Source organism: Algicola sagamiensis DSM 14643 (assembly GCF_000374485.1).
GTDB classification, from domain to species: Bacteria; Pseudomonadota; Gammaproteobacteria; order Enterobacterales; family Alteromonadaceae; genus Algicola; species Algicola sagamiensis.
In genome coordinates, this window is the sequence record NZ_KB894505.1 from 43,638 (window position 1) to 56,676 (window position 13,039).

Genomic DNA, 13,039 nt, shown 5'->3' on the forward strand with positions numbered 1-13,039 from the left:
AAACGCGTCTCTTCTTAAGCATGTTGAAGTGTGATCTCAGAAGTAGGCAAAGTGATCACGCCTTCCATAAAAGCAACCGCTTGACCGATGATTTTGACGCGGTCACCATCCAATGTGCAGTCAAGATCACCACTGCGCTGAGAAATCTGACGAGCGTGACATGATTGCTTTCCGAGCTTTTCAGCCCAAATTGGCATGAGGCTGCAATGTGCACTACCTGTGACTGGATCTTCAGGGACAGATAGCTCAGGTCCGAACCAGCGACTCACAAAATCAACCTGCATTCCAGGTGCAGTCGCGACAATACCGCGATAAGGTAGTCCTTTGAATTTTAAAAAATCCGGAGTCAGAGAAGCAATTTCTGCTTCTGTAGAAAAGACACAAACAAGATCATCTGCAACATAGCATTCAACTGGTTCTGCGCCCAATGCTTCACAAGCATGTTCGGGGACATCAATTTTCTGAAGGGTATTTGCGGGGAAATTCAGCGCATAGCCACTTTCTAGAATATCGACATAGAGAGGACCACTTTTGCTCATAAATTTGAGCGTTGTTTCCGTGACACCTAGCTTTTGATGAAGTACAAAAGCAGTCGCAAGGGTTGCATGTCCACAGAGGTTGACTTCAGCTTCTGGAGTGAACCAACGGATGTGATAATGCTCTTCTTCGTGTACAAAAAAAGCGGTTTCTGAGAGATTGTTTTCACTCGCGATCTTTTGCATGAGTGAGTCAGGAAGCCAGTTTTCAAGAGGGATGACACCGGCTGGGTTGCCATGAAATAAATGACTTGTAAATGCGTCTATCTGATAAAACTTTAACTGCATGATCCTATCCTTGTACATTAAAAGTAATAGTGAAGATTCAACTGCAAGAAATCATCATTTCTTGCAAAATATAAAAGATCATCTTGGGTCTTTGCCTGGAAAATCCAAGCTTCGATTTCTAATTTCATGTGTTCGGTTAGACGAGTGGTCGCTTCTAGCTTGGCTGAACGGCTGTCTGAAAAATTTAAATCTTGACTCATCCCAAACAGTACTTCAGAGCTGTCAGCATCATTCAAGCTCAGTCTTAACCCTAAAAACAAATCATTTTGCCCAACGGAAGAGGCAGATTTTCCACGTTCATCCCATTGATGTTCTGCAATCCAGCCTAAATCATAAATACTGTCCATAATGCCGATATGCGTATATTCAAAACCAATTGTGGTGGCTGTGAATGTTTCACGCAGGTTTCTACGGTGTATCCCTTCAAGCTTCCATAACCATGCTTCATAGATGTACTGCAGTTCAAGACCATACTGCCGCATTTGCGGATAAAAGGGGCGAAGTTTTGGTGCTGTTGGGGTGCCAGCTGGCATGAAAAACGGCTCTCGTTGAGTGCCATCAAAGAAGGATATGCCGACTTCCCAATCTTCAATAGAGTGGCTCCATCGAAATGCGAAATCAAGGTGGTGTTGTTCTGCTGCACTCTCATACTTCGTGAGTTGTTCATCAATGAGAATTGGAAAGCGTAATCGTCCTTCGCGACCAACAAAGGTTCGTTTTCTGAAATAGGGCATCAGATACATTTCAAACATACCGTGGTCGCTGGTATATGTGGTATGTAGCATGGGTTGCCCAAGTTTATCTTCTCCATCAATGCCTTCTACAATGTCCGTTTGATTGATCACATCAACAAGATGCTGTGATTCAGTCGTTCCCCAAAAGACTTTACTGATACCCACACGCCATTCTAAGTCTCCTTGTACATTGAGCCACATGAGTTCACGAATATCCCCATGGCTGCGATTGTCATCTTGAAAATCTAATCGATAAAAAGGTTTGAATGTCAGGCTGTGTGTTTCATCTTGCCAGCTGAAATAAAACTCAGGCTCCAGCACAATGGAAGGCTGATGCGAGGGTTGTTCTGGAAATGTCGGATTTTGGTAGAAATACCGTTCCTCAAAGGACATTAAACCGGTTACTTCAATAGCTGACACGCAGATTGGTGTCAGCACAAAATAGATGAGTGTTAAAAATCTTGCCACAGATAAACCTTAACGAGCCCGTTTCAGTGTTGCTTTGTTAAAATCTTTTTCTGAAAGTCCGGTCTTAAATTTCAGAGAATGGGTAATCAGCTCAGTGCGCTTTTTGGTAATGTGGTTTTGCATCAGTAACAGATCCGCACGCCAATATTGGTCTAGATATTGTTGATACTTTTGAAATGTCAGCGTTTTAAGTAGTGCGCCTTTGCGATCATAGTATTCAATTTTTTGTGGGCGATATTCTTTTTGATCAACCCAAGCAACTAATCTGGTATATCCGGAATATTTATCAGTCGGCTTTTGTTCGACAACAAAACAAGCTTGTCCATTCACGACTTCATCTTTTAGGTATTGATAAGTGTATTTTTCAATTTCAAATGAGCTTAAATCTTCATAGGCAAACTCGCTACCCATAAACGGGCCTGACTTATTCCTTGAAGAAATACGTTTCACACGCTTCAATGCAGGAAGATACAACCATTGTTCATCTGGACGCATCGCATGTGAAAAATTAAGAAAAGCTGTGCCTTTGACATCTCTAGGCTGATCGAAAATAGTCAACCCTTTATCTCCGTCATCCTTTACTTCCAATGTTTTCAGTTGCATCAATCGTTTACTTTGCTGCCCCTGTGCATTGTGCAGGATCATGCTCATTTCCGCGATGGAATCTCCCCATCCTTGATCACGATTTTTTCGTTCAATTGCGATACTTTTCCCTTTATCTGCGGGATCCATTGCGCTCGCAATCGCAGGGGTGAGAAGTGTGCAACAAAAGAAAGCGAAAAGAGGGATCCGCTTGAGATTATTCAGTTTAAATCGCTGCATGTGTGGCCACCTTCTTATTATCAAAAATGATCAAAAACGCTGGTAAGAATAAGAAATCAATCAGGAGTGCGATCACGAGGATCATGCCAGTCAACAGACCCATATCTGAATTTAATCGAAATGCAGACATCGCCAGAACAATAAATCCTGAGGAAAGAACAAGTGTTGTGATCCATAATGCGCGACCTACACTTGAGAATGCGTAATGAACTGCTTCTTCAGCACATAAGCCTTCTTCATCTCTGGCATGCTTATACTTTGACAGGAAATGGACGGTATCATCGACAATGATCCCAAGGCTCATTCCTGCTACGACGGCGAGGCCCAAGTTGATTTCTCCGCTGATCAATCCCCAAACACCAAAACCAATGGTTGCTGGAACAATATTTGGGATCAAACTAATGAGTCCCATCCGTAGGCTTTTCAGTGCAAATACCAGAAGGCCAGAAATCAATATTAATGCCAGCGGTAAACTTTTCAGCATACTTTGCATATTGGTCTGCCCCACATGAGCAAACATGAGAGAGGGGCTTGCTGCTGTAAGCATGTAACTGGTTTTTTGTTTTTCAAACCACTGCTTTGCTCTGTATTCAAAAGCGATAAACTCATTTGACCCAAGGTTTTTTAATGTCACGACAATTTTTGTTGAAGATTTATCGATGTTGAGCTGATTGTTTAAATCCAGACCATAAGGAAGGGACATTTCGTAAAGCAGCAAATACTGCGCTGCAAGCTCGCGCTCTTGTGGGATTGTATAATGATCGGGGTTATCTGCATGCATGTTCATGTTCAATCGCTTAAAAGTATCACTGAGCGTTGCAACATGATCGACTTCGGGTTGTTCTCTGAGCCAACTTGAGAAAGATTCGAGAGTTTTGATGAATTGGGGATCGTTAATCCCACCAGGCACAGGTGTTGTCATTGCAAAATCAACCGTAGACATACCACTGATATTTTCTTGCAAAAAATCAACAGCCTGTCTGAACTCGGTTGTTTTGGCAAAGTATTTGGTCGCCTCATCGTTGACTTGATTGAGCACGATAAACCCTGAACATAAGGCGATGATGAAAATATTCACAACCAGCAGAGGCTTATGTTTTCGAATGACCCACTGTGCAAATTTTTCCATCGTCCCATTTGTTTGTCTGGCTTTCGCTGTTTTTATTGGCATGAGTATGAGCAGAGCAGGGAGCATCGTCATCGATAAGATGCAGGCGATCATGACACCCAGCGCAGTTAGATTGCCTAAATCTCTGATCACAGGAACATCTGAGAAGTTGAGCGTCATAAATCCAATGGCTGTGGTTATCGAAGTGATCCAGATCGGCATTAAATTTAGCTGCATACTATAAAGAATGGATTCACGCTTAGATTTTCCCTGCCTTAAGGCGAAGTTCATTGTGGCAATCACATGTACACAGTCAGCAACGGCAAGCGTCATGATAATGGTGGGTACATTGACAGTCGCTGTACTCATGAAATATCCCATCCAACCGGATATTCCCATCGTAGAGACGATAGATACAACGATCACGATGAGTGTTGCTATCGTTCCACCGATTGAACGGAGTAATATCAAGAGCATGATTAAGATAACCAAACCCATCAGTGGTACGAGTGTCTGAGAGTCCTTTTGTGCTTCTGCTGCAAAACTGTAATTCATGAGCACGATCCCAGAATGAAAAAACTGAATATCGGGATTGTTCTGCTGTACCGACGCGGTGAGATTTCGAACAAACTCTGTGATTTCGTAAACTTGCTCGGTTTTGTCGTCGTCGGGTAGGTTGACCGTGATATTGATGATGGAAACGCGTCCATCTCCAGAGATGAGGCGGCCGAGCAGGTTCGGTTCAGTGGTCGCAATGTTCCTGATCTGCTCAATTTTTTGGGGGGTGAGTTCAACATCTTCCAAGAAAAGGTCTTCGACAATTAAGTCATCTCCATCTGCTTCGGTGTGTTGGAAATTGGTAATGGAGTCGACCCGAGATGAGTAGGGTGTTTGCCAGCTGGCCTCGGTAAGATCTTGGATTAGCTTGAGTCTTGCTGGCGTAAAAACATCGCCTTCTTTTGGGGCAATGGCAATGGTGATATTTTCATTTTTATTGAAGATACGTTGCATATCTTCGTATTCAATGCGTTGTGGGTAATCATCCTCAAAGAAGACTTTATAGTCCCCACGAAAGTAGAGTTGGCTTGAGCCATATCCTGCTAAAAAAGTGAATAAAACAGAGATAAAAAGGATGAACCAAGGTCTGTTTAGTACAATATCCAACCAGATTTTTTTCATTCTATGGCCCTGTCACCGAATCATTTCTAACACAGAGGTGAGTTGGTCGTATTCACCCAAAAGGACTAAAAGCATTTTTCTTTCATGAAATTACATTGAAGAGAGCATTATTCTACTCACAAAAAAATAACGAATGGAAGAGATTTAGGAACCGAAATGAGAAGAAAATGGAAACTTGATCGATTAAGTATTCAGGTCAGTTTGATTTTGTTGTTTTATCATTGGGCAAGCATGGAAAGAACAGACGGAGCTTTAGGCTAAAACGGAATAGTTTTAATACTGAAAATACTATTTAAGTATTATTTTTTTAGGCACCTAACTAGTGTTATGATTTTCAGTGAAATCAAGGACTGAACTTCGACATTGAGCAAAAGCTGATTTTTTTGTATCAAAGTCAAGAACCAAGGATAGGACAATGACGTTGTCAATCGTACACACTCGTGCCAGTAATGGGATAGAAGCGCCTCAAGTTACAGTAGAGGTCCATATTGCCAATGGACTCCCCGGTTTTTCCATCGTCGGTCTGCCCGAAACTTCCGTGAAAGAAGCCCGCGATCGTGTCAAAAGTGCTCTTCAGAATTCTGGTTTTGAGTTTCCAGCAAAGCGGATCACTGTCAATTTAGCCCCAGCAGATTTACCAAAAGAGGGTGGGCGTTTCGACTTGCCGATAGCAATAGGGATATTGAGTGCCTGTGATATGCTGCCAGGTATCGATTTATCAAAATACGAATTCTATGGCGAATTAGCGCTGTCTGGAAAAGTGAGAAATATTCATGGAGAAATACCACTCGCTTTGGCTGCAAAACAATTGGATCGTTATTGTATTCTTCCTGAAGGAAACATGAAAATGGCGAGCTTGGTCAGGGAAGCGAAATGCATTGCAGCACCGTCACTTAAAGAACTCTACCACCATTTATTGGGGCAGGATCTTTTGGAGTTAGGTAAATCCGCGCCAATGCCGAATGAGATGCAGTTTCACTATGACTTGCGGGATGTCATCGGCCAGCAGGTTGCAAAACGTGCTTTAGAAATAGCAGCAGCTGGCCAGCATAACCTTTTATTTCTTGGCCCGCCAGGAACTGGTAAATCAATGTTAGCACAGCGTTTACTCTCGATTCTGCCGCCTATGACAGAAGAAGAAGCCGTTGAGACTGCTGCAATACATTCTATTTGTGGAAAACGGCTCTCCTATAGAAGCTGGTGCCAACGACCATTTCGTGCGCCACATCATACGAGCAGTGCAGTTGCACTTGTGGGTGGCGGGAGTCAGCCAAAACCCGGAGAAATCAGTTTGGCTCATAATGGTGTACTGTTTCTGGATGAACTTCCTGAGTTCGATCGAAAAGTTTTGGATGTTCTACGTGAACCAATGGAAACAGGAGAAATCACGATCTCACGTGCTGCCAGACAAGCTGACTTTCCATCACGTTTTCAACTTGTTGCTGCAATGAATCCAAGTCCGACAGGACACCATGAGGATGGAAGAGCGACAGCAGATCAAGTCATGCGTTATTTAAATCGACTCTCTGGCCCTTTACTTGATCGAATTGATATTCAATTAGAAGTCCCTCGTTTACCAAAAGGGATCCTTTCTAGACGCTTACCTGACTTTGAAACTAGTGCTGATGTACGTGCAAGGGTCATCCAGGCGAGAGAGAAACAACTCAATCGCTCAGGTTGCCCAAACGCACTTCTTTCTGGAGATCCTTTAAAGCAAGCAACACAGCTTATTCAGCAAGATGCTGAGTTTTTGGAAAATGTTTTGGAGCGGCTAAAGTTATCGACGAGGGCTTATCATAAGATATTAAAAGTGGCACGCACCATCGCAGATTTACAAGGAGAAGAGAATATACAACGACCTCATTTGGCAGAAGCACTTGGTTTTCGAGCGATGGATAGGCTCCTAAAGAACATGCAGCAATAGTGATTTGTTGTACGCTTGAATGTGTTGCTCTATTAATTGAGTCGAATAATTTTTGTGAATGGCACTAAAGAAGTCAGAAAATATATCTAGAATTAAAGGGTGGGAATGAAAGATAATAACTCGTCTCATCTCGCTTTTCTGTATCTCACTTCAAAGGAGTCTATATGAAGCCATTGGTACAAAAACTGGAATCGATTCTACTCACTCATATGGATGATGATGCTGCCCACGATTTAAGCCATGTTCGCCGTGTTTGGAAGAATGCACAGATTATGATCCCAGAGGTCTCTTCTGACGTATGTCAGGAAACGGTTCTCGTCTCTTGCTACCTTCATGATATTGTCAATATCCCCAAAAATGATCCACGACGTTCTCAGGCTTCAAAAATGGCTGCAGAAAAGGCAATTTATTTGATCAAATCAAGTCTGCCTGAGATATGTATTCAGAAATATCCAGGGATCAGTCACGCCATTGAGGCACATAGTTTTTCTGCTGGTGTTGATCCAATGACACTTGAGGCAAAAATTGTCCAAGATGCTGATCGAATTGAATCGCTTGGCGCAATGGGTTTGGCAAGAGTATTTTATACGGCTGGCCGGATGAAATCAGCGTTGTTTCATCCCGAAGATCCACTGGCGCATACAAGGGAGATGGATGATAAAGCATTTGCGCTGGATCACTTTTTTACAAAATTGTATCACCTACCAGGGTCGATGCAAACGAAAGCGGGTCAGCGCCTTGCAGAGCAAAGAGCTGCTTATTTACGTCAGTTTGTTGATGATTTAATGTCTGAAATTCTATAGCAGATTTTTCTCATACATATTTCTATGAAGTGCAGGTGCGATGCCTGCCACTTGGTTTACAATTCTTGACAAAAATCCTCTTTCATTATCTGAATAAATATTTTTTTTCATCATAATTTCTGACTGAAATACCACGCCATATTTGTTATTTTTTCGCTCAATGCTTGAATGCTCTATTTTTCCCCATTTTGAACAAAAAATTCACGTGACTGTACAACCTGTAATCCTTTATAGTTACCAAGGAATCAATAAAAAACAAAAATAAAACTTTAGGATGACTTATGTTGCGTGAACTACTACAGCAAATGTCAGAGCACATTGAGGAAAATGCAATTTCTCTGGATGAAAATGGGCATTGTGCACTTCTGATTGACCAGCAATTTCCGGTCTATCTTCAACAGAATAATGACCAGGAAGTCGTTTTTTTTGCAAATTTACCAACCTTGGCAGATGTTTGTTCAAAAGATATTTATGAAGAACTACTCCATTCAAATTTCTTCGGGCTTGGTGCGAAAGGTTTTGCATTGGGTTTGAATCCACAGACCCGTGAAGTTGTTCTTTCACGAAGAGTATACGAATCAGCGTTAACCTTCGAAAGGTTTGAAACATTATTAGCTGATCTCGTAGAAGCAATGGCTTTTTGGAAAATACAACTTGAAAATTATCAACACAACTTAATCGATACAATAACGAGTGCTGATCAAGTCACGAATATTAATCAAATGGATGCAACGATGATGACAAGGGTCTAAGGGAGATAACATCAATGACAAATTTAAATGTGACAGGGCAATACAACAGTAAAGATTTCTTCTCTGTTGCTTCAGCAAGTGACACTCGTGTTGTGGCAAAAGACGGGAAAGTGGAAGCGGCTGGTTTTTTTGATAAGGGCTCTCGTTTGAGCACGATCTGTAATTTAGCTGATGGTCACTCGACAGGTGACTTTCTCAAGGAAAATAAAACAACTGGGGCTGAATTAGGGATTGCACTAAAAAATGACTTTGATCACCTGGGTGATAAAGCATTTTCTATTGTCAGAGCAAAAGCCTGGTCTGGAGAGCCAATTACCCAAAGAGATGTTGCGGAAATTAAGCGATTGGTCCCTCAGTTACAAATTAATGCAGAACAATTCAACAAGCTAACGATGTTGTTCCGATCTGTTGCAAGTGATAATCGCTTTATTGAGGTCTTAAAGCACATTGCTCCGGGGGAAAAAGAAGGCGGAGCAAGAGGATTGGCAGAGAAGTATGTCATGGGGCCAATCGATGTTATGAAAGATTCCCATAACCATGATGATGTTGTGATTCAAAAGCTATCGAGAAAAGAGTCGACAGAAAACCTGATGAGTGTCGGGAAGTTTGTATTAAGTGTTCTTATCCCTCCTTTAGGATTAGCCATTGCAATGCATAAAATATGTGAGTCTTCTGATAAGGAGGCTGCTCACGGTGCAATTCTTTCCGTACTTGCTCAAGAAAAATCTGGATTAAAAAATGATTTTGCAAGTGCGTTGGCGAATACGCTTTATGGTGGCCATGAAAAAGATGCGACAAACACGGCCGCAAAGTTGACTGTGACCACCACAACATTACCTTTGGGTACCGTCATGACAGGAACAAGCCTGGGGATGGGGGAAATGATTAAAGAGCAAATTGCAGAAGCTGCTTGTTGTGCAACAACAGCGATGGTTGCAAAAGCTGGCTATTCCTCATCGATTGCTGTTGCTAAACAAGGTGTCAACTATACGGGTGTTGCGCAACTTGCGGAGATGGCTGGGAATGATGGGATAAGGGAAGACCTTTCGATCCTACCTCGGATGGAAGTTGCAGATAAAGACTTACATCAAAGTTTTGACTTACATCAAAATGCGAATGTAGTTCGAGCGTTATTACTTTATCTTGGGCCAGAGGAAAACTCCGATATCACGGAAAACCCTGATACACCTAAGGAGTGGAAGGATCTAGAAAATGCACGTATGGAATTAAAAAGGGAACTAGGTTCATTCCCACAAGAAGACCTGGTCCCTGGCGATCAAACTCAGATAGCGCTTAAAGATCACAATAAAGCTTTAATAGAATCGTTGAGCTTCGGGGCATTACATAATCCACTCAAAGGAAATCGTCAGTTTCATTCAACCTTTTTGGATGATTTGCAGCGTGATACTTCTGAGCCAGCAAAAAGTAAAGCTTTTATTCCATTGGAAAAAAGAGAGATAGAGCGCGCGGAGCTCATGCATGATTACCCCCAGGAAGATGGTACAAAAGGTACACCGAGTGCATTGCGGATGTTATACGCAGCAGAAGGTTGGTTATAGCTTAAAGAAAAGCTTAATCATGGCATCATTGAAAATACTCGGAGCCATATTGCTTATGGCTCCATTGACCATCATCGTTTCAGCTTTTCTCATTTTGATAATCGCGTTTCGTGACTACATTTGCGCTTTGTCTTGATGAAAAATTTATTTTTGCAACCTTTTTTAATTGTTCGTTACTCATTCAATGAGCGGTACAAAAATAACAAGGGCAACGCCCACACAATCAGGAGCGCATTATGACAATGCAAATTAATGCAGGTGTGACGAACAACCTGCAAGTAGGGAATACTGCAAATATAAATCTTCAAGATTTATTTATGACCGTAATGACGGAACGCTCAAAAATTTTAGATGAACAAATTAGAGGCCAAGCATCAAAAGTGCAAGGTCAGAATGACAAACTAAGGCAGATGAATGAGTTGGTGTCTCAGGTTCGATTAGGGCATTTTTCTCAACCAACAAATCAGACGCCGTTTTCACAAAAAGAGCTGTCAAATGGAGATGAGTTCTTAAATTTAGGAGATGGATACGGGGTTATCGTTGAACAAACTGGTGCGAATCGTTCGTGGAAAATTGTTGAGTACGAAATGGATAAGCACGGTAACCCAGTTTTGGATACTAACGGTGATCCAAAGATAGCTTCTTCCACGCGTATCTGGGGTGATCCGCATGTTGATGAAGCTGACGGGCGCTGGGACTTTAAAGACCAGTCGTCATTTATATTACCAAATGGTACGAAAATAACAGTCGCAACAACAGACTGGAATAATAATGAAAAAGTATCGGACGCATTATATATTGCACGTGGCAATGAGCAGATTAAAGTCTCAAACTTGTCAGATAACTCTGGTACAGACGGTGTTGCGAATGACACGTTTGAGATAACCCATGATGGGACACTGTTTTCTGACAAAGATATTAACGATGGTGCGGTGTTTGTAAGTGCAACGGGCAAAGTTAATGACTGGAAACAGTTGCAGGGCAGCGATCTGACGCAAGGCGATAAAGTCAATTATAATGCGCAAACTGGTGAGTATTATACAATGTCACTGACGGATGCAAATAGGGCGTTATTAAATGAAATCGGTTTCGATTATACGTCATTTGCAAATGGATCAGTCATAATAATGGATGAGACTACGCTTGAAAGTTTAAAGCAGGGTATCGGAAGTTTTACTGATTCTTTGACTGGTAACTCTCAGCTAGAGATGACGAAGTTACAATCTGTGATGGGCAAATACAATCAATCGTTTGAACAGTTATCAAACTTTTTATCGAAGTATCAAAGCTCACTGGATTCTATAACTGGTAACTTACGCTAACCGAAGGGGCTCTCTTTTGGTTATGTGGTGAAGAATTAGGAAAAGATTATGTCAAAGCAAACAACAGAGCAGAAAGTTGAAGAAACTTTGCGTCAACAAGAAGATATTATGGAGCAGGCATTGGCAATGCTCCAAGCGACAGAAGATCTTTTTGCAAATTATGGTGTAGAGCGAGAGGCACTAATGTCATTGGAAAAATTGAGTCCAGCTCAACGTCAGCAGGTTGAGGAAGAGCAACGTAAGTTTTTTCAAGAGTTAGATGTTGAGGTCAAGCATGCTGTCGATCAAAAGAAAGCAGAGCTATCACCAAGACGTTCTGGGCCAAGACGTAATCGCGTATTTATTTAAATTTGGAGTAGTCAAATGTCATCAACACCTGCATCAACTGGAAATTTCCCAAAACCGGATCCGATTGGCTCGGGTCCATTACAAACTAGTTTTGACCAATATCAGCTCTCTCTTGATGAGCTAATGTGGCAGGTACAAACAGATCGAGCCAATATTCTTGATGATCAGGTTCGTCAAGAGATTGAGGAGATCCGAAGAAAAAATGGAATTTTGAAAGAAGCAAATAAATTCTTACAAGAAGCAAGGATACAGCATAACTCGATAGAAGACGATGATGGCAAAGCCACAATGTCATCAGATATGTACGCCTTCTTTAAAAAGGAAGGTGTATCAATGCCTTCAAGTACTGCGACAGCTAAGGCGGATGAAGTCTATGAAAAGTATAAGAAAGGTGAAATTTCTAAAGATCAATTTGACGCTCATTTTGAATCAAATCCGGTTGAATTTGATAAAAATGGATGGGAAAAAATCATCAATAATACAAGTACAACGATCGACTCTTTAACATCAAATTCACAGCTGGATATGGCATCGTTGCAAGCGAAGATGGGTAAATACAACCAGACATTTGAAGCGTTGTCTAACTTCTTGAGCAAATACCAAAGCTCTTTGGGCACGATTATCGCAAATTTACGTTAATACTTGGTTTGAAGTTTTTAAGAAGGTTGGTCGAATTTTCGGCCAATTAAAGCAGGCAGGAGCAATTAGTTATGACTGAGCAAGTCAGTGAAGCAGCAGAAGATGTTACTAAGTTACTTGAAGAGTTTCTTGGCAAAGGTGGTACCTTTAAAGATTTGAAAAACTTTAGCGATGGCAGTATGGAAGCAATTTATAATGTTGCTTACAATTTATATCAAGTTCAAAAGTATGAAGACTCTCTAAAGATTTTCAAATTCTTAGGCTTCTTTGATCATTTTAATAAGAAGTATTTCATGGGCTTGGCAGCATGCCATCAAATGCAGCAAAACTATCAAGAGGCAGTTGACGCATATTCGTATGCTGGAATGCTTGATGTAAATGACCCGCACCCGCCGTTATATGCAGGCGAGTGTCATTTAGCAATGGCAGATTATGAAAAAGCGGAAAGTGGATTTTATGCAGCAGTCGAGTTTGCTGGAGATAATCCGGATTACGCTCAAACTAAGTCAAGGGCACAAAGCCTTCTTGAGCTGGTTAGGGCCAAACAAGAGAAGTAG

12 protein-coding genes are annotated in these 13,039 nt (G+C 41.6%); 8 read left to right on the forward strand and 4 right to left on the reverse strand.

Annotated features, from left to right (window positions below):
* Positions 1-14 precede the first annotated feature (14 nt).
* From C505_RS0117635 to C505_RS0117650, 4 genes are read right to left on the reverse strand one after another with little or no spacing between them, the layout of a single operon-like run.
* Positions 15-824 carry a PhzF family phenazine biosynthesis protein gene (locus tag C505_RS0117635; protein ID WP_026318066.1) on the reverse strand — a complete coding sequence of 270 codons (810 nt, stop codon included), beginning with the start codon at positions 822-824 and terminating at the stop codon, positions 15-17.
* A 17-nt stretch (positions 825-841) separates the two neighbouring features.
* A complete protein-coding gene (locus tag C505_RS22845; protein ID WP_040440249.1) occupies positions 842-2,026 on the reverse strand; it encodes a hypothetical protein in 1,185 nt (394 codons plus the stop codon).
* Positions 2,027-2,035: 9 nt separating this feature from the next.
* Positions 2,036-2,848 (reverse strand): outer membrane lipoprotein-sorting protein, encoded by an 813-nt coding sequence (locus C505_RS0117645; protein WP_018693961.1) that lies wholly within the window; start codon positions 2,846-2,848, stop codon positions 2,036-2,038.
* Positions 2,835-5,135, reverse strand: coding sequence for an efflux RND transporter permease subunit (locus C505_RS0117650; protein ID WP_018693962.1), 2,301 nt, complete (start codon positions 5,133-5,135; stop codon positions 2,835-2,837). Before C505_RS0117650 ends, C505_RS0117645 begins: the two co-directional genes overlap by 14 nt.
* 415 nt (positions 5,136-5,550) lie before the next feature.
* Between C505_RS0117650 and C505_RS0117655 the strand changes: the two genes are divergently transcribed.
* The 8 genes from C505_RS0117655 to C505_RS0117700 all read left to right on the forward strand — a co-directional run bounded on the left by C505_RS0117655 (position 5,551) and on the right by C505_RS0117700 (position 13,039).
* A complete protein-coding gene (locus C505_RS0117655; protein ID WP_018693963.1) occupies positions 5,551-7,059 on the forward strand; it encodes a YifB family Mg chelatase-like AAA ATPase in 1,509 nt (502 codons plus the stop codon).
* 164 nt (positions 7,060-7,223) lie between these two features.
* On the forward strand, positions 7,224-7,862 hold the full coding sequence (locus C505_RS22850; protein ID WP_018693964.1) for an HD domain-containing protein: 639 nt from the start codon (positions 7,224-7,226) through the stop codon (positions 7,860-7,862).
* A gap of 281 nt (positions 7,863-8,143) precedes the next feature.
* Complete coding sequence (locus C505_RS0117670; RefSeq protein ID WP_018693966.1) at positions 8,144-8,614, forward strand: type III secretion system chaperone; 471 nt, start codon at positions 8,144-8,146, stop codon at positions 8,612-8,614.
* 14 nt (positions 8,615-8,628) lie between these two features.
* Complete coding sequence (locus C505_RS0117675) at positions 8,629-10,173, forward strand: hypothetical protein (RefSeq protein WP_018693967.1); 1,545 nt, start codon at positions 8,629-8,631, stop codon at positions 10,171-10,173.
* A 236-nt stretch (positions 10,174-10,409) separates the two neighbouring features.
* The gene (locus C505_RS0117685) at positions 10,410-11,495 is read left to right on the forward strand and encodes a DUF1521 domain-containing protein (protein WP_018693968.1); all 1,086 of its coding nucleotides are present in this window, start codon (positions 10,410-10,412) and stop codon (positions 11,493-11,495) included.
* Between the two features lie 48 nt (positions 11,496-11,543).
* Positions 11,544-11,843 carry a hypothetical protein gene (locus C505_RS0117690; protein ID WP_018693969.1) on the forward strand — a complete coding sequence of 100 codons (300 nt, stop codon included), beginning with the start codon at positions 11,544-11,546 and terminating at the stop codon, positions 11,841-11,843.
* A 15-nt stretch (positions 11,844-11,858) separates the two neighbouring features.
* Complete coding sequence (locus C505_RS0117695; RefSeq protein WP_018693970.1) at positions 11,859-12,482, forward strand: hypothetical protein; 624 nt, start codon at positions 11,859-11,861, stop codon at positions 12,480-12,482.
* A 71-nt stretch (positions 12,483-12,553) separates the two neighbouring features.
* Positions 12,554-13,039, forward strand: a complete 486-nt coding sequence (locus C505_RS0117700) for a SycD/LcrH family type III secretion system chaperone (protein WP_018693971.1) — start codon at positions 12,554-12,556, stop codon at positions 13,037-13,039.

Bases quoted from the DNA above. Each gene is read 5' to 3' on its own strand.
- C505_RS0117655 (WP_018693963.1), top strand. From the start codon at position 5,551: ATGACGTTGTCAATCGTACACACTCGTGCCAGTAATGGGATAGAAGCG.
- C505_RS0117700 (WP_018693971.1), top strand. From the start codon at position 12,554: ATGACTGAGCAAGTCAGTGAAGCAGCAGAAGATGTTACTAAGTTACTT.
- C505_RS0117690 (WP_018693969.1), top strand. From the start codon at position 11,544: ATGTCAAAGCAAACAACAGAGCAGAAAGTTGAAGAAACTTTGCGTCAA.
- C505_RS22850 (WP_018693964.1), top strand. From the start codon at position 7,224: ATGAAGCCATTGGTACAAAAACTGGAATCGATTCTACTCACTCATATG.
- C505_RS0117645 (WP_018693961.1), bottom strand. From the start codon at position 2,848: ATGCAGCGATTTAAACTGAATAATCTCAAGCGGATCCCTCTTTTCGCT.
- C505_RS0117650 (WP_018693962.1), bottom strand. From the start codon at position 5,135: ATGAAAAAAATCTGGTTGGATATTGTACTAAACAGACCTTGGTTCATC.
- C505_RS0117675 (WP_018693967.1), top strand. From the start codon at position 8,629: ATGACAAATTTAAATGTGACAGGGCAATACAACAGTAAAGATTTCTTC.
- C505_RS0117635 (WP_026318066.1), bottom strand. From the start codon at position 824: ATGCAGTTAAAGTTTTATCAGATAGACGCATTTACAAGTCATTTATTT.
- C505_RS0117685 (WP_018693968.1), top strand. From the start codon at position 10,410: ATGACAATGCAAATTAATGCAGGTGTGACGAACAACCTGCAAGTAGGG.
- C505_RS0117670 (WP_018693966.1), top strand. From the start codon at position 8,144: ATGTTGCGTGAACTACTACAGCAAATGTCAGAGCACATTGAGGAAAAT.
- C505_RS0117695 (WP_018693970.1), top strand. From the start codon at position 11,859: ATGTCATCAACACCTGCATCAACTGGAAATTTCCCAAAACCGGATCCG.